The 24,424-nt window shown below is 48.5% G+C and carries 19 protein-coding genes and 1 riboswitch; of the genes, 4 read left to right on the plus strand and 15 right to left on the minus strand.

The genetic code is table 11. From position 1 onward, the window contains the following. From AC6R0R_RS11770 to AC6R0R_RS11780, 3 genes are all read right to left on the minus strand, one after another. Positions 1 to 897, minus strand: an 897-nt coding sequence (locus tag AC6R0R_RS11770; protein WP_500626814.1) for a diguanylate cyclase domain-containing protein, incomplete at its 3' end; no start/stop codon positions are given. A gap of 149 nt (positions 898 to 1,046) precedes the next feature. Further along, positions 1,047 to 1,778 (minus strand): chromosome partitioning protein ParA, encoded by a 732-nt coding sequence (locus AC6R0R_RS11775; protein ID WP_500626815.1) that lies wholly within the window; start codon positions 1,776 to 1,778, stop codon positions 1,047 to 1,049. Between the two features lie 17 nt (positions 1,779 to 1,795). Next, the gene (locus tag AC6R0R_RS11780) at positions 1,796 to 1,954 is read right to left on the minus strand and encodes a hypothetical protein (RefSeq protein WP_487902409.1); all 159 of its coding nucleotides are present in this window, start codon (positions 1,952 to 1,954) and stop codon (positions 1,796 to 1,798) included. A 217-nt stretch (positions 1,955 to 2,171) separates the two neighbouring features. On the opposite strand from AC6R0R_RS11780, the gene AC6R0R_RS11785 reads away from it, so the two are divergent. Next, the gene (locus AC6R0R_RS11785; protein WP_500626816.1) at positions 2,172 to 2,510 is read left to right on the plus strand and encodes a YggL 50S ribosome-binding family protein; all 339 of its coding nucleotides are present in this window, start codon (positions 2,172 to 2,174) and stop codon (positions 2,508 to 2,510) included. 325 nt (positions 2,511 to 2,835) lie between these two features. Then, positions 2,836 to 2,943: riboswitch (glycine riboswitch) on the plus strand. Between the two features lie 102 nt (positions 2,944 to 3,045). Continuing rightward, positions 3,046 to 4,416, plus strand: coding sequence for an alanine/glycine:cation symporter family protein (locus AC6R0R_RS11790; RefSeq protein ID WP_500626817.1), 1,371 nt, complete (start codon positions 3,046 to 3,048; stop codon positions 4,414 to 4,416). Between the two features lie 111 nt (positions 4,417 to 4,527). Here the strand turns inward: AC6R0R_RS11790 and AC6R0R_RS11795 are convergent, their stop codons facing one another. Next, entirely contained in the window at positions 4,528 to 5,169 is a 642-nt protein-coding gene (locus AC6R0R_RS11795; RefSeq protein ID WP_500626818.1) for a LysE family translocator, read from the minus strand. 205 nt (positions 5,170 to 5,374) lie between these two features. Here AC6R0R_RS11795 and AC6R0R_RS11800 point away from each other — a divergent pair, with 205 nt between their 5' ends. Further along, a complete protein-coding gene (locus AC6R0R_RS11800) occupies positions 5,375 to 6,856 on the plus strand; it encodes a carboxypeptidase M32 (protein WP_500626819.1) in 1,482 nt (493 codons plus the stop codon). Positions 6,857 to 6,922: 66 nt separating this feature from the next. Here the strand turns inward: AC6R0R_RS11800 and AC6R0R_RS11805 are convergent, their stop codons facing one another. From AC6R0R_RS11805 to AC6R0R_RS11855, 11 genes are all read right to left on the minus strand, one after another. Then, entirely contained in the window at positions 6,923 to 7,843 is a 921-nt protein-coding gene (locus AC6R0R_RS11805) for a dienelactone hydrolase family protein (protein ID WP_500626820.1), read from the minus strand. Positions 7,844 to 7,986: 143 nt separating this feature from the next. Then, the gene (locus AC6R0R_RS11810; protein WP_500626821.1) at positions 7,987 to 9,255 is read right to left on the minus strand and encodes a GGDEF domain-containing protein; all 1,269 of its coding nucleotides are present in this window, start codon (positions 9,253 to 9,255) and stop codon (positions 7,987 to 7,989) included. A gap of 203 nt (positions 9,256 to 9,458) precedes the next feature. Further along, positions 9,459 to 9,698 carry a hypothetical protein gene (locus tag AC6R0R_RS11815; RefSeq protein WP_487902401.1) on the minus strand — a complete coding sequence of 80 codons (240 nt, stop codon included), beginning with the start codon at positions 9,696 to 9,698 and terminating at the stop codon, positions 9,459 to 9,461. Between the two features lie 135 nt (positions 9,699 to 9,833). After that, positions 9,834 to 10,811, minus strand: a complete 978-nt coding sequence (locus tag AC6R0R_RS11820) for an isopenicillin N synthase family dioxygenase (RefSeq protein WP_500626822.1) — start codon at positions 10,809 to 10,811, stop codon at positions 9,834 to 9,836. Positions 10,812 to 11,004: 193 nt separating this feature from the next. After that, entirely contained in the window at positions 11,005 to 12,030 is a 1,026-nt protein-coding gene (locus tag AC6R0R_RS11825) for an HD domain-containing phosphohydrolase (protein WP_500626823.1), read from the minus strand. A 14-nt stretch (positions 12,031 to 12,044) separates the two neighbouring features. Then, positions 12,045 to 15,362 carry a PAS domain S-box protein gene (locus tag AC6R0R_RS11830; RefSeq protein ID WP_500626824.1) on the minus strand — a complete coding sequence of 1,106 codons (3,318 nt, stop codon included), beginning with the start codon at positions 15,360 to 15,362 and terminating at the stop codon, positions 12,045 to 12,047. A gap of 290 nt (positions 15,363 to 15,652) precedes the next feature. After that, positions 15,653 to 17,401, minus strand: a complete 1,749-nt coding sequence (locus AC6R0R_RS11835; protein ID WP_500626825.1) for a sodium:solute symporter family protein — start codon at positions 17,399 to 17,401, stop codon at positions 15,653 to 15,655. Positions 17,402 to 17,695: 294 nt separating this feature from the next. Beyond that, a complete protein-coding gene (locus tag AC6R0R_RS11840; protein WP_500626826.1) occupies positions 17,696 to 19,777 on the minus strand; it encodes a DUF4962 domain-containing protein in 2,082 nt (693 codons plus the stop codon). A 188-nt stretch (positions 19,778 to 19,965) separates the two neighbouring features. Continuing rightward, positions 19,966 to 20,589 carry a bifunctional 4-hydroxy-2-oxoglutarate aldolase/2-dehydro-3-deoxy-phosphogluconate aldolase gene (locus tag AC6R0R_RS11845; protein ID WP_334550595.1) on the minus strand — a complete coding sequence of 208 codons (624 nt, stop codon included), beginning with the start codon at positions 20,587 to 20,589 and terminating at the stop codon, positions 19,966 to 19,968. A gap of 58 nt (positions 20,590 to 20,647) precedes the next feature. Next, complete coding sequence (kdgK, locus tag AC6R0R_RS11850) at positions 20,648 to 21,580, minus strand: 2-dehydro-3-deoxygluconokinase (protein ID WP_500626827.1); 933 nt, start codon at positions 21,578 to 21,580, stop codon at positions 20,648 to 20,650. 31 nt (positions 21,581 to 21,611) lie between these two features. Next, positions 21,612 to 21,947, minus strand: a complete 336-nt coding sequence (locus AC6R0R_RS11855) for a cupin domain-containing protein (protein ID WP_334550598.1) — start codon at positions 21,945 to 21,947, stop codon at positions 21,612 to 21,614. A gap of 311 nt (positions 21,948 to 22,258) precedes the next feature. On the opposite strand from AC6R0R_RS11855, the gene AC6R0R_RS11860 reads away from it, so the two are divergent. Further along, positions 22,259 to 24,424, plus strand: a complete 2,166-nt coding sequence (locus AC6R0R_RS11860; RefSeq protein WP_500626928.1) for a heparinase II/III domain-containing protein — start codon at positions 22,259 to 22,261, stop codon at positions 24,422 to 24,424.

Here is a 24,424-nt window from a genome sequence, read left to right on the forward strand (position 1 = left end):
ACTCACCACACCATTCGCGTGCTTGGCCAGTGCAACCCCCACACAAAAATTCAGCCGATAGGTCGTGTCACCGACTACAAACAGCTTGCTGTGTTTGGTAAGAATGGTGTCTAGCACGGTTTGCAGCTTTCGCTCTACATGGACATTTTCCACCAGCACGACGAACTCATCGCCCGCAATGCGATACATTTGGGCTTGGTTTTCTATTAATCCACTGATGTGGCTGGCGAAAGATTGAAGCAGCTCATCACCATTGCGATAGCCCAATTTGTCATTGACGCTTTTAAAATTGTGCAGACCAATCTGCAATACCCCAAAACAGTGTGCATTACTCTCGTTCATGGCCGATACCGCCGCATAGAAGGCATTAATATTGGGCAGCTTGGTCAAGTAATCGGTGAAGCTGTCTTTTTTAAAGGCCAGCGCTTGTTGTTGGGTTTTCTTGATGTAATACGTCATCAGGGTAGCAAACACGGTGATCGCGCCCACCTCTATGGCGTCTTCGATAAACTCGTCAAAGTCATCGGGATCTAGGCTGTGAAGATAGCTGACAATCAGTAATGCCGCGATAGCCAGAGGCCAAAACGACCCGGGGAATAAGATGATGAAACAGAGTGGCAGTAAAATGAAGCTCTCTTCGATGGCATCCATCTCTAACGGCTCAATCAGCCCACCGATAAAAATCAGGCTCGCCGCTAACAGCGCGCAGATACGCTTACGCTGCTCAGATTGAGTGAACAAAGCATAAATCATTAAGAGGGGAAAGAGTAAATACGCCGCTCTGCCCATCTCGTGTTCGAGCAGCAGGGTGCGAGAAATCAGGGCAATAGAGAGAACATAAGCCACTTTAATCGCAATTCCGATCGACCGATTGAATGAATTCTCTTGCACTGCCATCCCTAATCCGTGGGTGATTTAAAATTTATAGCGACTTTGTTGCATAATTTCCACACTTTTTCGTCAATCCAATACCTTTGTCGAACAAGCAGATACAAAAAAGAGGAAGGGGTTCTCCGCTTCCTCTTTACATGAATGTAGGGATAACTTTACAGCCCGAGCTGTTCTGCCATCGCTTTCATCTCTTCAAGATCCATTTGATGGACACGAATCATCTGGTTGATTTGGCTCAAACGAGAATTGGCGGCATCTTGTTTGTCGCACGCATCCGATTTCGCTTCCCAAGAGGTGCCTTCTAGAAAGGTGTCACAAGCTTTCTTCAGTGAGGCCAACTTGGGCTCCAACTCGTCGCGCTCTTTTTGCAATGCGGCTAATTCTTGTTTGACTCTCAGTTCTTGTTGGAAGAGCTCACGCGAACGCTCAAACATGGTTGCCTGCATATCGGCTTGGCGATTAAGCTGCGCATTTTCACCCGCGACATCCGCTAACTGTGATTTCTGCTCGCCGACTTGTTGCTCTAGGGACTGGTTGACCTTTTCCAGCTCCGCCACTTGCGCTTCTAGCTGAGCGATTGATGCCTCGTACTGCGCTTTTTGCTCTTCAATCGCTTGCTCCAGCTTTTGCTGTACTTCGACGTCAACGTTGGCGACTTTTTCTTCCACCGTCACCACGAGCTGTTTTTTGTCTGACACAAGCGTTTGATACTGCGATTCCAACGCGTGGTATGTCTGTTGCCACTTTGACGCCGTCACGCTCGAGCCAATTAAGACTCCCAGTGCGATACCCAATATGCCGGCAATCGCAATATAGAGGTAGGTTCGCTTGTCACGTTGTTCGATAACGACCACATCATCATTATCTACGTCTGTCTGTTTATTCACGTATGACTCCTGCTCCACTAGCGAATCAACTCAGTGATCACGAGTGTCACGGTATAAATTAAAAACCCTGAAATCAACGTCACCACCACTGCTTTTTGCAATTTTTCGCTCGTGCGATAGCGGATCAACACAAATGCCAATGCGACCAAAAAGGCAATCGCTAACAATCTTGTCATAGCCTCTCCTTAGCTGTACCCACATGCTTGGGGGCAACTTGATAACCTTTTCATTTATACCATTTTTTCGCGCGTTTTGGTCAGCGTCCGGTAGTTTTATTCTGTTTACTTAGGTGAGTGCGCAAATTATCCGCGCTTAATGCCTTTTATGAGTGATTCATTTGGGCAAGCTGCACTTTTGGGGTATAAAGAGCGCGACACCAAATGGGAGATAAACATGAAACCGTATCAGTTAGAGAAGAAAAAGCGTCGTATTCAAAAGAAATTGTTCCTCGGCGAATTTGCCGTGCTGGGTTTCGAGATTCGTTGTGAAACCAACATTCAAGATTTCGACCGCTACGACCAGTTTGTGGATGATTTTATTGACTACATCGACAGCCTTGGTTTGTGCTTCGGCGGCGGTGGCCTTGAGACATTCGACGGTTTCCTATGCAGTGTGGCCCGCTACGGCAATGCGACGGCTGAGCAGCAAGCTTTGGTTGGCGCGTGGCTAGAAAAACGCGAAGAAGTGACCAACGTGGAGGTCGGCGAGCTGGTAGATGCCAACTACTTCTAAGCTTTCATCTTTGATTGTTCAAAAATAGCGCAGTTGAGCGCTATTTTTTTTGCCGTCAATTCACCATACTTTCAGCGTTTTCAGCGCCCTCCCCTCTTAAAACGATCACAAGTGCAAAAACACGCTTGATCTCACAAAAAAAAGTGTTACAGTTCTCGCGTTAATAGCACAGAACTATTGACCATCTTTTGCTCAACACATTGAGCAATTGTTCCGACGAAGACTGCAGGAGAGTGGTTAATAACTAAATTTTAACATTTAGTTAAGATAACCCGCCGAAGAATTAACTATTTCAGGTGCTACTTAGGTAGCGAGGACTGTAGTTGGAGGAACCTCTGGAGAGAACCGCTCTACCTTGTTGTAGAAAGTGGTCGCCGAAGGAGCAAGCCTATTTTTAGGTGAAACTCTCAGGCAAAAGGACAGAGGAGTGAAAAGACCCGTTATTCGGTAGCTTCCTGTCTATCGTTTTTGAGAACATCGATCTCGGCTTTTCCCTCTTCTCCTTATTTAAGCATTATCAATTTAAGGGGAACCCATGAATAACCTACAATCTTTACTGATCACTATCGACAATTTCGTTTGGGGACCGCCCCTGCTGATTTTGTTGGTGGGTACCGGTGTCTATTTTACTTTTCGTTTAGGCTTGCTCCAGTTTAGACACCTTCCCACGGCACTGAAAATGGTGTTCAGCAAATCAGACTCCGGCAAGCAAGGGGATATTTCCAGCTTTGCTGCGCTTTGTACCGCCCTGTCCGCCACCATAGGTACGGGCAACATCGTTGGTGTCGCCACCGCCATCAAACTAGGTGGTCCCGGCGCACTATTTTGGATGTGGTTGGCGGCCCTATTTGGCATGGCCACCAAGTACGCTGAGTGTCTACTCGCAGTGAAATACCGCAAAGTGGATGATAAAGGCCAGATGGTCGGCGGACCGATGTACTACTTGCAATATGGTGTCGGTTCTAAAACCTTAGCCGTACTGTTTGCCATTTTCGCCCTCGGTGTCGCCTGTTTTGGTATCGGTACCTTCCCGCAGGTTAACGCCATTTTGGATGCTTCTGAAATCTCGTTTGGCGTATCCCGTGAGGTCTCGGCGGTCGTACTGACGCTATTGGTCGCTTTTGTAACGCTAGGTGGCATTCAGTCGATTGCGAAAGTAGCAGGAAAAGTGGTGCCTATGATGGCGCTGTTCTATGTGATGGCGTGTTTGAGTGTCATCATCATGAATTCTGATCAGCTTTTCGCTGCCGTTGAATTGGTAGTCGTCTCTGCCTTTACACCAACCGCAGCGACAGGCGGCTTCCTAGGGGCAAGCATTATGCTGGCGATTCAATCTGGGATTGCCCGCGGCGTGTTCTCCAACGAATCTGGCCTGGGTAGCGCACCGATGGCCGCCGCAGCAGCGAAGACCGACTCTTGCGTCAAGCAAGGTCTGATCTCGATGACCGGCACCTTCTTTGACACCATCATCATCTGTACTATGACGGGCCTTGCCTTGATCCTGACTGGCGCATGGCAAAGCGATTTTGCTGGTGCGGCCATGACTACTCACGCCTTTGCCGTCGGACTTAACGCCGACACGCTAGGTCCATTGCTCGTCTCCATTGGCCTGATTTTCTTCGCCTTTACGACTATTTTGGGCTGGAACTACTACGGCGAACGTTGCGTTGTGTTCTTACTAGGTACTAAGGCTGTACTGCCTTACAAAGTCATCTTTGTCGCTCTGGTCGCTTCTGGTGCGTTCCTTCACCTCGATATGATTTGGATCATCGCCGACATCGTCAACGGACTCATGGCCATTCCTAACCTTATCGGCTTGATTGCGTTGCGCCACATTGTGGTCGAAGAGACTAAACAGTACTTTGCTGCGCTGTCGGTGGGTAGCAGTGCCAAAACCACCGCGTAAGACGACCGTGTAAGGTGACGTGATCAAAAAGCCCGCGCTCTAGCAAGCGCGGGCTTTTTCATTTCTAATCCACTGTGATTTCTAATACATTGTGTATAGATTAAATTCTCTTTAAATCTGCGGTTTTTCAATCATCAGTTTAACACCAAGCGCAATAAGAACCGCGCCGGTGGTCCCTTCCATCCAGCGATTAAAACGCGTACTGCGAAGCAGAGATTTAGCCCGAGTCAGCACGCCCGCCAAACCACACTGCCACACCATCGCAATCACAAAATGGATCGCAGCCATCACACATGACTGCACAAACGCAGAACCCTCTGGATTGATGAACTGAGGTAAAAACGCCAGATAAAACACCGCCGTTTTAGGGTTCAGCACGTTCGACAAGAAGCCTTCTCGCAGTGAGCGCCACGCCGTGGCTTTGGTGTGCGCCACCGTTTGCACCGCGATCCCCGCATCCAATTGGCCATTGAACAGCCCCTTAATGGACATCACACCTAGCCAAATCAAATAGGCCGCGCCGACCATTTTCACCGCACTAAATAGCTCAGCCGATTGCGCCAAGACCGCCGAGATACCAATCGCAGAAAAGGTGGCATGGACAAACAAGCCCGAGCAAATCCCCAAACTGGTTAATACACCATCGGAAAAGCCGCCACGCGACGAGTTACGAATCACAAGCGCAGTATCGAGTCCTGGGGTTAACGTCAAAATGGTGATGGCGACCAAAAACGCTTCCATATTGTTGATCATTGCAGGTCCTTATTATTGGGGAGCAGAGGCTCCAGTCAGCGCGAGATATAACCAGGTCATCTCAGGAAAGATCGCCATCTTATAGCAAGGGCGCCAACATAGGCAATGATTATGCTTCTTGCTGCAATTATTGAACGCAAACCCCTTGGTCAATGCTGAGGAGGTTGTTAAGATTTTGGTTTTCCCAGTCACCTAAGGTGTGGTCATGAGCGCATTCGACAAACTCAAACAGCATTCCCAAAAAATTTCTCGTTTTAATCACTTAGCGGCCATCTGTGGATGGGACCAAGCGGCAGTGATGCCGAGCGGAGGCAATCAAGCTCGCTCAGAGGCAATGGCCGAGCTATCCGTGCATATTCATCAATTGCATACCCAGCCACAGCTCGCGGATTGGTTTGCCGAAGCAGAAACAGAAACGCTCAGCGTTGAAGAGAGCGCCACACTGCGAGAGCTTAAACGCCAGTGGCAACAAGCCAATTTGCTGCCTGAAGCACTGGTGCAAGCCAAATCCCTAGCGGGCTCGAAATGTGAACACGCTTGGCGTACCCAGCGTGGCCACAACGACTGGATCGGGTTTGAGAAAAACTGGGCAGAAGTCGTTAAACTTTCGAAAGAAGAGGCGCAAATTCGTGCCGATGCCAACGGATCGACACCGTATGATGCGATGCTCGACATTTACGAGCCGGGCACCACATCAGAGTCACTCGATACGCTGTTTGCCGATGTAAAAAGCTGGCTACCTGCCTTGATCGATGAGGTGCTCGAAAAGCAGGCTTCTGAGCACTACCTCACCCCAACAGGCCATTTTCCCACCGAGCAACAAAAAGCGCTCGGGCTGGATGTGATGAAACTACTGCAATTCGATTTCGACCATGGCCGATTGGATGAGAGCGTCCACCCTTTTTGTGGTGGTGTACCGCAAGATGTGCGAATTACCACCCGCTACGATGAAAACGAATTTGTACAATCGCTCATGGGCATCGTTCACGAGACAGGCCACGCCCGTTATGAGCAAGGTTTACCCAAAGCGCTAGCAGGATTGCCGTCAGGCGAAGCTCGCTCAATGGGTATTCATGAGTCTCAATCACTGTTTTTCGAAATGCAAGTGGGCCGCAGTGATGCGTTTATTGCCCATCTATCGCGACTTGCCACCCAACACTTCTCCGGACACGATACGTCGCTTTTTAGTCAAGCGAACTTTCAAAAGCTTTATACTCGCGTCAAAAAAGACTTTATCCGGGTTGATGCCGACGAGCTCACCTATCCGGCTCACGTCATTTTACGCTATGAGATCGAGCGTGATTTGATCAATGGTGATATTTCCCACCAAGATGTTCCAGAGCTCTGGGACACAAAAATGCGTCAGTATCTCGGCCTTTCTACCGCCGGTAATTTCAAAAATGGCTGCATGCAAGACATTCACTGGACCGATGGCGCCTTCGGCTACTTCCCATCATACACGTTAGGAGCCATGTACGCGGCGCAGTTTATGGCAGCGATGAAGAAAACTGTGGATGTGGGTGAAGCCATTCACTCTGGTGATCTCACGCCTATTTTTACTTGGCTGGGCGATAACATCTGGAGCAAGGGCAGCTTACTGACAACCGATGAGCTGGTTAAATCGGCAACAGGCGAAGTGTTGAACGCTCAGTTCTTCCAAAATCACCTGAGAAGTCGATACCTGTAGATAGTACTCACGTAAAATGAAACGCCGTCACAGGGTTTACCCTGTGACGGCGTTTTTGTGTGCTCTTTACGCTTTAAGATGTTGCTCAAAAAACTCCAATGTTCGCTGCCAAGCAAGCTCGGCCTCTTTTTCGGCGTAACGTCCGGTGGAGTCATTGTGAAATCCGTGATTCACGCCCTCGTAAACGTAGGCTTGATAGTTCGCCCCGTTGGCCTTAAGCGCTTTCTCATACTCCGGCCAAGTGGCGTTGACACGCTCATCAAGACCCGCAAATTGAATCATCAATGGCCCTTTCACCTTCGGGATCAAAGATTCCGCTGCAGGTGTACCATAAAAAGGCACCCCTGCATCCAACTGCTCAGGAATGGTCGCAGCCAGCATATTGACTATGTAGCCGCCAAAACAAAAACCGACCGCCCCTAATTTTCCGTTACTTAGCTCATGCGATTTCAAAAAGCTCGCAGCGGCTAGGAAGTCCGCTTCAATCTTCTCTCTATCTAAACTCTTTTGCATCGCGCGGCCTTCATCGTCGTTTCCTGGATAACCGCCCAACGGATAGAGTGCATCGGGAGCAAAGGCGATAAAGCCTTTCGCGGCCAATCTTCGCGCGACGTCTTCAATGTAGGGGTTAAGCCCACGGTTTTCATGCACAACCAGTACAACAGGCGCGGTGCCTGTCAACTCTCGTGGCACGACCAAATACCCTTGCCCTTCACCGTAACCATTCGGTGAGTCAAACTTGACGTAGCTGGCTTTGATTGCGGGATCGTTAAACGACACCTGCTCTGCCAGTGCATAGTTCGGTGTCAGTGCTGACGTTAAGACTGACATCGTAAAGCCTAATGCGACAAGACCAGAGAGACGTCTCATGAATTCTCGTCTGTCTATCAATCCATGTGCGTATTCGTCGTACCAATCAAATGCTTCTTGCGGAATTGCTTTAGGCGCCACAGGCGCTGTGACCTTTTCACCGATGATGTTTGACATCCTTATCTTCCTCATTGACTGTTATTACTTGAAGCGATAGTTACTTGAAGCAATAGTTATTTGATAACGTTCGTCTTTTGAAACGATCGTTCAAGAAGTAAGATAGTCGCTATTGGACAAAAACGAGTGTTATTTACATAACTTTACACAGTAGACGCGACTGGTATCGCTGCCAAGCTCGTCACGTTTTTACCTTGGAACTTCGACTGGTACAAGGCTTCATCAGCATAGGTGAGCAAGTCATTGAGCAAATCCTCTGAATGCAACTGCGGACCCACGCTACTGACAATTCCAAACGAGCAGGAAGCGTGAAAGCGTCCCCCATCTTGCCCAAATTCCGTCTGAGCAATGCGCTGGCGAATTCGCTCGACAATGGACACGGCTTCTTCGTCATTTGATAAACCAGCCAGCAGTATCACAAACTCATCACCTCCAAAACGAGCAAAACAGTCTGTCGGTCTGATCGTATCTCGAGTAATACGGGCGATGTCCTTAAGTAGCCCATCACCGCTCGTATGCCCATAATGATCATTGATCGCCTTGAAATCATCGATATCAAAGATACAGAGATAAAAACGATGTTCGCTCGCCCGTCGACTGCGTGACACTTCATCGGCCAAACGAATTTCAAAATAACTACGCGAATACGCTTGTGTTAGATGGTCAAACATCAGACGGGTGCTGAGCTCTTGGCGCTCACTGTATAGCTCGTCGATATGGAGGACCAATATCCACGTAATGCAGCAAGTCAGCAGGAACGAGCCTATCCAAGTCAAGGGTGGCATATCGAGCACTTCTATCGCGGTCAGCGTATCACTGACGCCAGTGCACATCCAAATCGCACTGGCGGCCAACAACATTCTTAACGTGCGCAAATCGTCCTCTTGTCGCTTAGCCCTTTGCCTTAGGTAAACGCGAAATAGAACGATCATACAATACATCGCTAGCAGTAATATCCACGCACCCCAAAGCTCAAACAGAGGACCAAACACAAGTCCGGTGTAGTAACTGGATGTCACGTAAAATTGGTTGTCCAGAAAGTATGGACTCGGTACCACCGCCATCAATGAAAACAGACCACATATCGCGTAGGCAATCTTCAATGGGGTCGGAGCCTTATAGTCAAAGAAAGCGATGTAAAAATGCAGGCCGAGTACAATCGTAAACATTGAAGTCACGATGGCGACTCGGTTAAAAATATTCAGCAGAACCAGGCTGTCGCTAACGTTCAGCATAATGCCAAACGCACCAAGGAACAGTCCGCTAGCTAAAGCGGTTAAGGAAAATATTCGATAGTAATGAACATTTTCCTCGTAACGAGATTGAAGCCGGTTATACAGCATCACAAAAAAGAAGCTCAGCACTAAACTGATGCTTGATGCGATAAACATAGGCAATGAGGTAAGTAGCACGATGCCTTCCTTTTAAGACCCAGGATGTCCCTGTATGAAAACGCTAAGTCCAAACCTAGCAATCGCTACCTCTACACTCAAGAAATATTCATCTTTTCAATCACTTTTTGGCATATTTCAAAGTGACGTCACATTTGCGACAGGTTTCACATTTATGCTGTACAACGTCCACCACTGCAATCGCCAAACCTCGGCTCCTAGGCTTACGCCTCCGCCAACTGAGTCAGTAGCTCATCACGGCGCAACTCTAGGATTTCATCAATAAGTTGCTCTTTCGCACGGAGACCAAAATGATCGGCGTAATTTTTCACCTTAGAAATCTCTTCAGGTTGAAGTTGATACACCTCGCGTTTGAGGCGTTGCATCGCTTCACTCTTGATACAACCTTGCTGCTGAAGCAACTTGATGATTTCCATGTCGGCTGGGTGTGGTGTTCTTGGCATAACGGTTTCTTATATTTTTCGGATTGACGTTGTTAGTCACTGCTCGTTGGCAGTGTTAAATTTTGCAGAAAGCGTAGTCTCTGATTGTTACAATTAAATTTAAACCAATAGAAAGTTAAAAATTCCAGACCAAAGTCAACGTTCTGTGCTGAGTGTCCCTTCACGTCGGTACTCATAGGTATCCGCAAAGCGTGACAAGATCCAATCCCCAGCCGTGATCAAAGGGTAGCCGCCCTGCCCTTGTTTTTCAGCGAGGCATGACTTTAGCGTCGTGACTGGGGTGTCAAAATCTGGCTCGACGAAAAATGGCATGGAAAAACGCGTCTTGCCATTGCTCGGACTCGCGACTCGATGCTTAGTGGAGCGATAAATATCATTCGTCCAGCGCTGCATTAAATCGCCAATATTCACGACAAAGCTTCCCTCGACGGGCATGGCGTCTATCCATTGATTTTGCTTATTCAGCACCTGTAAGCCGCCGCTCGAATCTTGGTAGAGTAATGTGATGCAGCCGTAATCCGTGTGGGCTCCCGCGCCATTGCCCACCGTGTTGGTTGAAGGTTCTTGACTTGGGTAGTGCAACATACGCAACACAGAGATAGGTAACGTAAAATATTGGGTAAAGAAATCTTCTGGCTCATTCAGTGCAATTGCCATCGCTTTCAGTAACTTAAGGCCGACATCTAACGTAAGGCTGTAATGCTGATTCATCGCCTGGGTAAAACCTTCAATCGAGGGGTATTGATTGGGGCCATAAAGCTTCGGACAACGCGCAACTTGCGAATGATAGGGTGAGAGGTCGAGCGCCATATCAAACGACTCTTTGCAATCCAACTCGCCGAGTGGATCGAGTTTCTCGGCGCTCAAGCGCCCCCACCCACGGTGATTCATACTGTGCTCAATCGATATCGCTTGTTTCTCCTCTTGCGGTAGGGAAAACAGCGAGCGTGCATAGTGTTCAATCTGATTAAACTGAGTTTGAGGAATGCCATGTCCTACTACATAAAAAAAGCCGAGCTCTCGGCAAGCTTGATCTATCTGATCGATGACTGGGCCCCAGTCGCGGCGATCATCAGAGTTGAGCGGAGAAATATCGATAATAGGAAGTGACATGAATGCTCCTTGCAGTGTGTCATTGACTCTGCAAGGAGTGAGCAAAAAGCTGACCAACAAGCCAACTTTTCTTTATCTAATTATATCAATCACTTAGATGAAAGCGAAAGCGAAGCCAAGTGATACTTGCCCCACAAACTGCCGAATAGGATTGTGTTTGCACCAAAGTGAGGAAACATATAGCGAGCCGACATCAATCGATGAACCGCTCTTTGATAGCCAGAATATTCGGTAACTGATCCATAAATACGGGCACCAGTTGTGGATCAAAATGTTTTCCGGCTTGCTCTTGAATTAGGGCGACAGCATCACTGACCGGCCAGGCTTTCTTGTATGGGCGTTCACTGGTCAGGGCATCAAACACATCCGCAATTGCCGCTAGGCGTCCTTCTATCGGAATCGCTTCACCGCTTAATCCCTGAGGGTATCCGGTTCCATCCCACTTTTCATGGTGGTTAAGCGCAATACTTTGAGCGAGGGCGATAAGCGGAGAGCGCGGGTTTTCCAAGATTCGTACCCCTGCTTCCACATGCGTCTGCATCAACGAAAACTCTTCTGGTTCCAATCGACCCGGCTTGAGCAAAATACGATCTGGAATCGCGATTTTTCCAATGTCGTGCATCGATGCCGCCATGCGCAGTTCGTCTGCCGCTTCCTCATCAAAACCGATCGCAAGCGCCAGGGTTTTCACATAATGACTCATGCGCAGTACATGCATCCCGGTCTCATTGTCTCGGTATTCAGCGGCGCGGCCTAAGCGCTGAATTAAGTCAATTTGCGTCGCTTTGAGTACATCAATTTTGACCATAGACAGCTGCGTTTTGACTCGAGCGCGCACAATGGCAGGGACAATAGGCTTAACAATGTAATCGACTCCGCCGAGGTTAAAACCGGTCTCCTCATCAATGCTGTCACTGAGCGCGGTGACAAAAATGATCGGAATCATTGCCTTATCGGGGGTCGCTTTCAGTTGCTGACAAAGCTCAAACCCCGTCATCTCTGGCATCATCACATCAAGCAAAATAAGGTCAAACTTCTCTTGCTCGAGCAAACTTAATGCGTCTTTGGCACTGCGAGCAAACGAGAGCCGATAATCGCTGTGCAGTACTTGTTTCATCACTTTCAAGTTCGCGGGTTCATCGTCCACGACCAATAATCTTGGCACCGAACGCATCACTGGGTTATGACGTGTGAGGGGCTCTGGCGTTAATGATGTCATCGTCACAGCGTTCCTTATTCAGCTAGGTAGGTTAACGCCAAGTCGATATGCTCGCTGGCTTTGGAAAATTCAAACTCGTCGATCGCGTTCATGGCATCGATGATCGGCTTTTGCAGTTTGTCTGGCGCGCGACTGCGAAGCGTTTCACCAATATCCTCACGTAACTCACCACTGTGAGTCGCCGCTCGCCACTCTGTTAATAGACGCTCAATCTCATTGGCAGGCAACGCGTCATCGAGCGTTATTTCTTTAACTTGGGTATCGGTTTGACTCAGTGCAATGCGGCTATCAAGCTCCTGCTTGACCTTGTGCCAACAGAGCGACAGATCGCCAATCAATGGCAGCGCTTTCGCGTGATCTTGCTGTATAGCGGCGTGCTCTATCTGGGCAAAGAGTTGGTGCAACGCCATTAAAGCCAAGTTGCCACACACGCCTTTGAGTGCATGGGCTTGCGAACGCACAGCCCGCCAGTCTTGGTTTTGCAGTGACTGCGCCAAGGCACTCGGTAGCCCCTCATGCTTGTCCAGCATCTTGCCAAGTTCCGCTAAGTAGAGCGCCTCATCCACCCAAAGTGTCAGCGCTTTCTGCCAATGAATCATCGCCTGATCACGGCTCTCTTTGCCAGACGGCTCTGCGGGCGACGATGGGATACTGACCTGTGATTCAACCTTTAACACGCGCGCCATTTCTGCGCTCAAACGGTTAAAATCAACCGGCTTATTGGCAAAGCCGTTCATGCCCGCCTCCTGCGCTTGGCGCTTGTCTTCGGTCAAGACACTCGCAGTCAGAGCAATAATCGCAACAGGGGGTTTGTCTTGCTCGCGTTCCCATTGACGAATCTGACGGCTTGCTTGTAGGCCATCGAGGCGCGGCATTTGTAAGTCCATCAATATCAAATCAATCTCGTGCGTTTGGTATTGCTGGACCGCTTCAACACCATCGCGCGCGACCCATACTTGATGACCCGCTCGTTCAAGAAGCAGAGAAAGCAGCGTCACGTTTTGTTCAATATCGTCACAGACTAACACTCGCTGGCTTGGCAGCTTCACTTGCGAGTGAACGTCCGCGCGCGGCAGCCTTTCACTTTTGGGCAGGGGCAGTTCGAAGTAGAAGCAGCTTCCTTTTCCGAGTTCACTGGTGGCATGAATCTCTCCACCCATTAGTTCAACCAACTGCTTGGAAATACTGGTCCCTAACCCCGTACCACCGAAACGACGGCTCATGGAAGCATCGGCTTGCGTAAAAGGATCAAAAATCGCCTCAACCCGGTCAGGTGCTATGCCGATACCGGTATCCATCACGCTAAAACGCATCACATCGCTCTGCTCAGTGGGCCCGATGTTAAGCGTGACGCTCCCCTCTTCGGTAAACTTGATGCCATTGCCCACTAAATTCATCAGTACTTGGCGGATGCGGTCTTCTGCGCCGAAGACAATAGCTGGCACGCGATCATCAATATGTAGGTTGAGCTCAATGCCTTTGTTTTTCGCATTAAGCCATAACGTAGAGATGACGCCATCGACACAATCCGCAAGATGAAACACCACAGGTTCGACTTCGAGCTTGCTTTTTTCCAACTTAGCGCTGTCGAGAATATCATTGAGAAGATGAAGCAAAGAGCGAGACGCGTTGGATATGGTTTCCAGGTGACGTCTGTCCTCGCTACCCATTGGTGATTCGAGCAAAATATTGGTAAAGCCGATGATTGCGTTCATGGGCGTGCGGATTTCGTGACTCATATTGGCCAAGAATGCCGCTTTGGTTTCGACCGCTTCTTCGGCAATGCGTTTTGCATTGAGCAGTTCAGACTCCATCTCTTTGCGATTGGTGATGTTGATCATCACACCATCAATCCACAATATGGTGCCGTCTTCATCGCGCACTACCATGCCGTTTTCAAGCACCCATACAGGTTGGCCCGATTTATCAATCAACTGATATTCGACAGCATAGGTTTGCTTGTCGCTGGTCAAGGCGGCGATCGTGTCACGCACCGACTGCTCGTTCTCTTCAACAATCAGTGACGCTAAGCTTATGTTTCCTTGAAGGAACTCCTCAGATCGATAGCCACAGAGCTCCACGATGGCATCACTGAGGAAAATCGGACTCCATTTTGGGTCAAAACAGCGTCGAAAAGCCGCGCCGGGGATATTACGCATCAAAGAGGTTAATCGCTCTTGGCTGTCACGCAGCTTGACTTCCATCGCTTTACGTTCAGAAATGTCCGCGATAAAGCCCACAAATAATGTATCACCATGCGCTAGGTGGACTTTCCCTACACCAAGGCGCACTGGAAATTGATGGCCCTTTTTGTGCTGCGCATAAACTTCGCGCGGCGCACCAATGATTTTGTTCTCGCCCGTTCTGAGGTAATTAGCCAAATAGCCATCGTGTGCTTGCTTGTGAGGGGCTGGCATTAATTTGGAAATGTTTTGCCCGAGCAATTCATGCTCTTGCCAACCGAAAATTCGGCTTGCGGCAAAGTTCACACCTTGAATGACGCCTTTCGCATCAATGGTAATCACCCCGTCCGTCGCGGTATCGAGGATTGCTTGCAATCGAGATTCACTGGCGGTTTTCTCGGTTAATAACTGTCGGTAGCGCAGCTGTGAACTGACGTTCACCGCTAAGGTGGAAATAAGCAAAGTCGCAATGGAGACGGCGATGGCGATAAAAGACTGTTCGTGCAAATCCTGCGGGGCCATCATCATAGAATGAGGTTCGAGCATAATGAAGCGCGCCGCTTCCATGCCGGTGTAATGCATACCTGAAATGGCGCATCCCATGATCGCAGCGCTAACCAAGTTGATATGAAATGAACGCATGGTGGGGAAATAATGCTTAAGTAGGCGGCGCGCGGAGAGTGCGACAATGGCCAATCCGACCGCGACAACAATCGACAGACTAAACCAATTCGGGTCATAGCGCAGCATGGCCCCCATTTCCATGGCTTCCATTCCGATATAGTGCATGGCACCAATACCCGCGCCTACCACCACACCATTGCGCAGAATAAGCCGATAAGAATCACGCTGGTTGATCAACGATCGCAGTACCAAATAACTGGCTAACACCGCAGGAAGAAGCGATATCAATGTGAGTAAGGTGTCATAACTCATGTGATGGGGCATCTGAAAGGCGAGCATGCCGACAAAGTGCATACTCCAAATCCCCCCCGCCATAATGAAAGCACCAGAAATCAACGCCACCTGCTTATGTGATGGCGTAACGATGTGCCGAGCGGCAGCGGCGAGTCTCAGTGCAAAGAATGACGCCATCATCGCGAGAAAGATGGAGACAAAAACCAACCAAGGAACGTAGGTTCCTGTCATCAACGTATATGAGCCAACTTCTGTTATGAATAACCTATCGAGCATGAGGGAAAGCACCCACTTTTTGTAATGATATTTTTATCAACTATTGGATGCATAAGGTACTATTTGTATTAATAAATGTGTAGGCATTTATAACCCTTAATTATTAGTGGAATCTCGCTTATCTAAAAACTTGACAGCTATTTCAATCACTTTTGTTTATTTTCCGATCTTTACACTCCCCCTAAAACGCAAAAAAGCCGCAGAATTCTGCGGCTTTTTGATGACCAAAAGGTCAAATTTAGGAGTTATTCGTTGACAAACTGCTGCTGTGGCGCGCGCGATGCGTTGACCAAGAGCACACCAACGGTCAGAACCATGGTGCCACACAAGATGAACAGCAGACGTCCAGTGAATTCATTTGGAATCAATGCCATCGCGAGGATACCAAGACCGGCAACACTGATCAGTTTGCCCAGCATACCACGTTGTTTAGTATCGAGGTTCTGCTGCTCTTCTGAGTTAGCCACCACAGGCGTATTCCAGTTTTCGAACAGTTTTTCTACTTCCGCTTCACGCTCTGGCGAACGTCCTTTGTACACCAAGGTTGTCGCTAAGAAGAAGCCACCAGTGAACACTACGTGCGCCGCAAGGCTCAGTGCCACTTTCAAGTCCGCCCATTCACGACCAGTCAATGCTTGTTCCATACCGAACCAGTTCTCGATATGTTCTGCTTTTAGCGAGATACCAAAGTAGTAAGAGACGAAGCCACCGACCACTAGCGTTGCCCAACCAGCCCAGTCTGGCGTCTTGCGAACCCACATACCCAGTAGTACTGGGATCAACATTGGGAATCCGATCAGAGCACCCACGTTAAGTACGATGTCAAATAGGCTTAGGTGACGAAGTGAGTTGATAAACAGACCAATGCCGATGATGACAAAGCCCATCACAATAGTGGTCACTTTACTTACCACAACCAACTCTTTCTGAGACGCATGAGGGCGCATAATTGGGCTGTAGAAGTTCATCACGAAGATACCCGCGTTACGGTTGAGACCTGAGTCCATTGAAGACATGGTCGCCGCAAACATTGCTGACATTAGTAGACCCACCATACCTGCAGGCATTACGTTTTGTACGAATGCTAGGTAAGCTGCATCGCCACCTACGCTACCGTATTGGTCAGCGAAGTCCGGCATGAACGCCGCTACGTACCAAGAAGGTAGGAACCAAATTAGTGGACCAACAATCATAAGTACACAAGCAAGACCTGCTGCTTTGCGAGCGTTGTCACTGTCTTTTGCACATAGGTAGCGGTATGCATTGATACTGTTGTTCATCACACCAAACTGCTTGATGAAGATGAATACCACCCAAAGCACAAAAATGCTCATGTAATTTAGGTTGTTACCCACAAAGAAGTCGCCTTCGAAGTTCGCAACAATATTGGTGAGACCGCCGCCGTGGAAGTACGCCGCGACTGCACAAGTGATGGTCACCGCCATGATAACGAGCATCTGCATGAAGTCAGAGGCAACGACCGCCCAAGAACCGCCTGTCACCGCCATCAGCATGAGAACCAGACCCGTCACAACGATCGTGGCTTCCATCGGGATGTTGAAGACAGCGGCTACGAAAATAGCAAGACCATTCAGCCAAATACCTGCTGAAATTAAGCTATCTGGCATACCTGCCCATGTGAAGAACTGCTCTGACGTCTTACCGAAGCGCTGACGAATGGCTTCAATTGCCGTAACAACACGAAGTTGACGGAACTTTGGCGCAAAATAGATGTAGTTCATGAAATAGCCAAACGCGTTGGCAAGGAATAGGATAACAACGACGAAACCGTCGCTGAACGCGCGTCCTGCGGCTCCTGTGAACGTCCATGCTGAAAACTGCGTCATGAAGGCGGTAGCTCCTACCATCCACCATAACATCTTACCGCCCCCTCGGAAGTAGTCGCTGGTTGAGGTGGTGAACTTACGGAACATCCACCCAATCGCGACTAAAAAGAAGAAATAGGCAAGAACAACAAGAGTATCAATGGTCATTTTTTCAGCCTTAAAATTAATAACATTAGCTTGTGACAAGCATACCCGAACACAAATCCATTTGTACTACAATATGCCTTTTGTGTGATCTAAAACAGATTTGATCGCACACTTTATTTGCAAACGATTATTTAGTTTCATACATAAGCAAGATACAGAGCACAAATACATAGCGCAGAATGATGCAAAGGTACAACTTCGAGTACTCCCGACAACGACACCCCAAAAAAGTCATACAATTAAACATAAAAAACCCAGCTTACGCTGGGTTTTTTTAACTACTTACAGACTATACTAAGACAGCGAGATTTCAACAGTCTCACCATCAACGGTAAGAATCAGCGACTGCCCTTCTAGCTTATGAGAGACTTCCACTTGCTCACCGGCGTTCTTGTTTGGCACAAGAAGCGTTAGGATGTTGTGCTGTTTTGATGGTTTGAACTGCACTTCAACGTGACGGTGAATTTCAAGATCTTGGTACTCGTATGGGTCAACTTCGCCGAAGCCTTCAACGTTCTTAACAGATTCAATGTTGTCGGCAGACTCGTTGATGAAGTTCACGTCTAGGTGTGCTACTTCGCCACGGATAGTGAACGACTTGTCAGCCACTTCATTTGCGAATGTAGTGTGCATTAGCCAAGTCATGTCTTTCTCTTCAGATAGAGCAGCCTTGTCTTGCATTACGAATACTTTACCCTTCACAAACCAGATCTTACGCTTGTAAGACTCGATTTCTGGAACGAAGTATTTGTAAGATGCTGTTGCATCACCTTCAACCATTTTAACTTCTGATTCTGTATCGAAGTCAGTGATGTTACCGCCCGCTTCAATACAGAAACGATCTTGGTGACCTTCGTAGCCCGTGTTCTTGTTCTCACCGTACTGACCTTTACCACCGAATAGAGGAAGGTTCTTAGAGAACGTTTGACGACGCCATTTAGTGTGCATGTCTACACCGAAACCACCGTAGTAGCCAGTGATCGCTGCTAGCGTTTCACCGAATGCGTGCAGAGTGAACGCGTTTTGGTCACCGTGTGAGTGAGAGATAGAACCAAATGGTGAACACTTGAATACCATGTGGATGTGGTTATCACGCTCAGTCATCTTGTTGTGGAATGCAGCCCAACCAGTGATTGGGAATACTTTCAACAGTGGATCGTTTGACGGTGCTTTCTCTTCTGGTGCATCCCAAAGGATGTTGAAGCGTAGGTCGTCGTAGCCGAAGTCCCACCAACCGAAGTTGTAGAATTTCGTGTGTGCTTCAGTATCACGGCCTTTAAGCTGGTTGTAGTACCAAACGTACTCAGGCTTCTGGTTAACACCTGCGTAGTGCTTGATGTTGTAAGCCAGTTTTAGACCTGGGAAGTCACCGATTGATGACTGGTCACAGAAGCTCGCACGCTTAGAGTGAACAGGCATACAGTATAGTGGGAAGTCACCAGTGTTTTCGTAGAATGTCTTGTTGAACATATCTACGCCACAGTAGGCTTTCAATAGGTCGAATGCTTCGCCTAGGAATGCAGTTTGCGTGTTCCAGTAGTCAGGACCTTCAGCCCAACCTCCGTCTTCACCGCCCCATGGTGGGTAGTGTACTGCGTAGTATTCTAGAGCGTATGCGATGTACTCGCCTGCTTTCGGGTGATCGTGGTAAAGCGCGATACACGTTGGGATGATAGCAGAAGAGATTGAACGTACACCGTGGCTGTTTAGAGGGTTGTTCAGTAGATCAACCGTCACGCGTAAGTGGTGCATGATTTCGTCAAGACGCTCGATTAGTGCGTCTTGAACTTGCTGACGCTCTTCATCAGTGAAGTAAGCGTGTAGCCAGTCGTAACCCCAAGCCATGGCTGCGATTACACGGAAAGCGGCTTCGTCGTTGTAACCACGAGAAGTGACGCCTTCTGGATCGTAAGTCGAGAGTTTTAAAGTCCAAGCTTTTGCTTTCGCGATGAGCTCTTCGTCTTCTTTAACGATACCAGCGATGGCAAGGTTACGTGTCGCGTTAAGCGCCATTTGGCAATCAACGTACATTTGACGCCAGTAAGGACGCCATAGAGAAGCTTTGCCTACCGTCTCTTCTGGGTAAGGTTGAGGCTCTTCAAATGGAGCCGTATCTAAAAACTTAACCGTAGAGTTGTTGTAGAAGTCGTCGAACATGCAGTGAGATTCATCTGCGCGTACCGCGGCTTTAAACGCGTCTAGATCCGCAGACTGAACAAGAAGACGTGGACGCGCTTCGCTTAGGTTGTCGAGGAACGACAAATCAAAATCGCGCTTTTGTACTTCGATTGGGAGTAGATCGACAAGGTTACCTGCTGAAGTGTCATTTTCCAGCTTCATCTTCCTGATCGCATCAAGAGATTTTTGGTTGCTCATGTTAACTCTCTTTGTAGTGAGGGTTTAAAGGGTATGGGCAATAATATAAATCTTATTGTAGGACAATTAAACCTTAAAACGCGAAAAATGGCCTTTTTTGTCATTTCCGTGACCTAAAACAAATCGACAGCTCAGAAACGCAAAAAAGCGAGCACACGGCTCGCTTTCATCATCGATTTGGTATCGGCTTAGTTTACGTGCGCAACCGCCGCCTTCACTAGTGCACCTAGCTCGTCCCACTTACCTTCGTCCATCAGGTTCGTTGGTACCATCCAAGTACCGCCACACGCTAGTACAGAAGGGATAGATAGGTAATCATCCACATTCTTAAGGCTAACGCCACCCGTTGGCATGAAGTTAACTGGGTAAACCGCTGTCAATGCTTTTAGCATAGGTACGCCGCCTGAAGGCTCAGCAGGGAAGAACTTCAACGTACGAAGACCCATTTCCATCGCTTGCTCAACAAGGCTTGGGTTGTTCACGCCAGGAACGATCGCCACGCCTTTGTCTAGGCAGTATTGCACGGTACGAGGGTTAAAACCTGGGCTAACGATGAAATCAACGCCCGCATCGATAGACGCGTCCACTTGCTCGTTCGTTAGAACGGTACCTGAACCGATCAGCATGTCCGGGAACTCTTTACGCATCACGCGGATCGCTTCAATCGCACATTCAGTACGTAGCGTGATCTCTGCGCAAGGCATGCCGTTTTCTACCAACGCACGACCTAGAGGAATCGCGTGCTCAACTTTGTTGATGGCGATAACAGGGATCACTTTCAGGCTTGCTAGTTTTTCGTTCAATGTTGTCATAATGTTTAGACTCTCTCGTTATAAAGCTCGCACAAAGGCGAGCTTACTATTCATTCGATTACAAAGGTAAATCTGGCATTACATCACGAGGAATGATCGCACCTTTGTGCTGAATCACTTGTCCTGCCATGCAGTGGCCGTTGAATGCTGCTTCTTGTGCGTTACCGCCCGTCAGACGTTTCGCTAAGAAACCGGCGCTGAATGAATCACCTGCTGCTGTGGTGTCAACCACGTTGCTGACCGGTTTTGGCGCGACGTAGTTCGCCTCTTCACCTTCAACGACGAGGCAATCTTGCGCACCACGTTTGATGATGATCTCTTTTACGCCCGCTTCCGATGTGCGCTTGATGCACTCTTCAAGGTGTTCATCACCATACAATGCCTGCTCATCTTCAAACGTCAACAACGCAGTGTCGGTCAGAGACAGCATCTTCGAGTACCACTCAATCGCTTCAGCTTGGTCTGCCCATAGCTTAGGACGATAGTTGTTATCGAAGAATACTTGACCGCCGCGCTCTTTGTATTGCGCTAGGAAGTTGATCAACGTCTCACGCCCCACTGGGGTCAAAATCGCGAGCGTAATACCGCTTAGGTAAACCGCGTCAAAGCCAAACAGCGCATCAATCAACGCTTTAGACTCAGGCTGCTCGAACATAAACTTCGCTGCCGCTTCGTTACGCCAGTAGTGGAAGTAACGCTCGCCAGTGTCATCGGTTTCGATGTAGTACATACCTGGGTTTTTACCGTGAATACGCATCACGTTTGACGTATCGATCCCCTCTTCTTGCCAAACCTGTAGCATCTCAGTACTGAACGAGTCTTCACCCAGTGCCGTAATGTAACTGGTGTTTACATCGTGACCTTTGGTCAAGCGAGAGAGGTAGAGTGCGGTGTTTAGTGTGTCACCACCGAATGATTGCTTTAGTTCACCTTCTTTCTTCTGAAGCTCAACCATACATTCGCCGATGATAGCAACATTAATCATTTTCATTGTTTACCTTAGCAATTGAACTGCCAATGAATTACTTCAGGAAGTCTTCACGTGCAGGGTTAAAGACGTCTAGCAGGATACTGCCTTCTTCGAGCGCAACCGCGCCATGAACAAAGTGTTTCGGTGCGATGTACGCATCGCCTGGCTTCAATACTTTTTTCACGCCGTCCACTTCTGCTTCGAAACTGCCTTTCACTACGTAGCCGATTTGATCGTGAATTTCGTGAGCGTGAGGGTGGCCAATCGCACCTTTATCAAACTCAAGGTGAACCGCCATCAAGTCGTCAGTATAGCCAACAATTTTGCGCTTAATCCCGCCGCCAATGTCTTCCCAAGGGTGATCGTCTAAAAGAAAAAATGGATTCATCGTTTTGCTCCTAAAATCTAGCGTAGTGCTGTTGGTTCACATCATACCTCAGTGAGATTAATTGTAATACAATACAAACCAAAAGTGTGACACAAATCAAAAATGAAACTACGTTTCAACTATTTCACCATCAATTATCGAACAAGAAAACGTCGAGTAAATCTCTATGTTCTGGCCCGTTAATTCAGGTCCTCAATGCGAATTCAGTGATTTCGCTCATCATTTTTCCTCTCTACCCTACCATAATAATCAATATTGTATTACTTTATGTGGCAAATAATTTCTCTGCTACACCCAAAGGTGACGAGGACATAACGATGAACGCGCTCTTATTCACGCAAGATGAACTGACACTCCTACGCCAGGAAGTGGGTCAGCCTAGCTTAATGGGCAAGACCATCGACAAACACTGTCGTGAACTTGAAGCGTTTATGCGCTTACCCCTTGAAGTACCCGGTCACGGTGAAGCCGGTGGCTACGAACATAATCGCCACAAACAGAACTACACTTACATGAACCTCGCTGGACGCTTGTTTTTGGTCACACAAGATGAGCGCTACGCGGCGTTTGTTCGTGATTTACTCGATGGCTATGCGGATACCTATTTAACGCTTGATTATCAAGTTCAGAAGAATACCAACCCCACTGGACGATTGTTCCACCAGATCCTTAATGAACATGGCTGGCTTCTGTTTGCCAGCATTGCCTATTCCTGTGTTTCTCACACCATGAGCGAAGCGCAAAGAACGCGCATTATAGATCGCCTCTTTGTGCCAATGATTGAAATGAGTACGGAGAAGTATGCACACCGTTTTGACCATATTCATAATCATGGTGTATGGGCTGTCGCCGCGGTCGGAGCGTGCGCCGTCGCGATTGATAAACCTGAGTACTTGGAGATGGCCGTCTATGGCCGCGATAGAAACGCGACCAGTGGATTCTTAGATCAAGTATCGCATCTCTTTTCCCCATCGGGTTATTACCTTGAGGGGCCTTACTACTCTCGCTTTACTATTCGACCGTTAGTGCTGTTTGCGGAGATCATCCACCGGCATCTACCTGAGGTCGATATTTACCGCTATAAAGACGGTGTGGTGGGTAAAACCGTGCAAGCGTTATTGGCAACCGCTTACCCCAATGGGGTGTTCCCAGCTCTGAATGATGCCTCGCAAAGCATGAGCATCAACGATGCAGGTGTGCAGGTCGCCGTGAGCATCTATGGCGCGCATTATGGTCTGGACGATAACATTCTAGGCATGGCGAAAATTCAACAAGGCGTTTGGATGCATCCTTGCGGTTTGGCACTCTCCAATGCCTTTGAAAAGGCTCAGGCGCAGCGCGAGATTGGTCTACCTTACTGGCCCAGTGTTGAACTGTGTGAAGGTCCAAACGGCGATCAAGGTGCACAAGGCTTTATCCGCATGCAAGATCCAAGTGGCGATGTGACCCAACTTGTGATGAATTATGGCATGCACGGTATGGGGCATGGCCATTTCGATACCCTTGGCATCACCCTGTTCAATCGTGGTCAAGAAGTGCTGCGTGAGTATGGTTTTGCACGTTGGGTCAACGTTGAACCTAAGTTTGGTGGACGCTACTTAGCCGAAAACCCGTCCTATGCTCGCCAGACCGTTGCCCATAACCTAGTCACCGTTGATCAGCAGTGCCAGAACCAATTCGATGTCGACCGTGCAGACGCTCGCAGCGGGACGCCACACTTTTTCGATGCGACTCAAGAGACACTAAAGGGCATGAGTGCATTCGCCAACGAGCATGTAGATGGTTGCGACATGCAGCGCAGTGTCTTTTTACTCAGCCTAGACGAGCTAGAAGCGCCACTCTTGATTGACCTTTACCGCATCGACAACCAACCGGACCCAGCCAATACGCTGCGCAGTTACGACTATACACACCAATATCAAGGTCAAATCATTCGTAGCAACGTGGAGTATCACACCCATCAAGAGCTGCACCCACTGGGCGACAGCCACGGATATCAGCACCTATGGAACGTGGCGGAAGGAGAAGTCGCAGATTGTGCATTGGTCAGTTGGCTTCAGGGCAGCAGCTACTACACTTGGGTTGGCGCGAGTTCAAATTCGAGCAACAAGCTGATCTTTACGCGCACAGGGGCCAATGACCCTAGTTTCAATTTGCGTAGCGAACCCGCCTTTCTGCTTCGAAGTGAAGGCCCGTCGACGGTGTTTGCCTCTGCGCTTGAAACGCACGGCTATTTTAATGAAGAATTTGAACAGTCGGTCAATGCTCGAGGCCAAGTGGAGTCCATCCAAGTGGTTGGCAATAGCGATATGGGGAGCGTTGTGCAGATCCGCACCCGCCTACATGAAATCACCTTGATGGTCAGCCACCAGCAAAACGTGGCTGAGAGTACGCCCCACCAAGTGGCGGACACAGAGAATGCAAACATTTACAGCTGGAACGGTGCCTACGCGTTAGACATCACCCCAAAAAACTAA

The organism is Vibrio sp. R12-SW3-ISO1 (assembly GCF_059834005.1).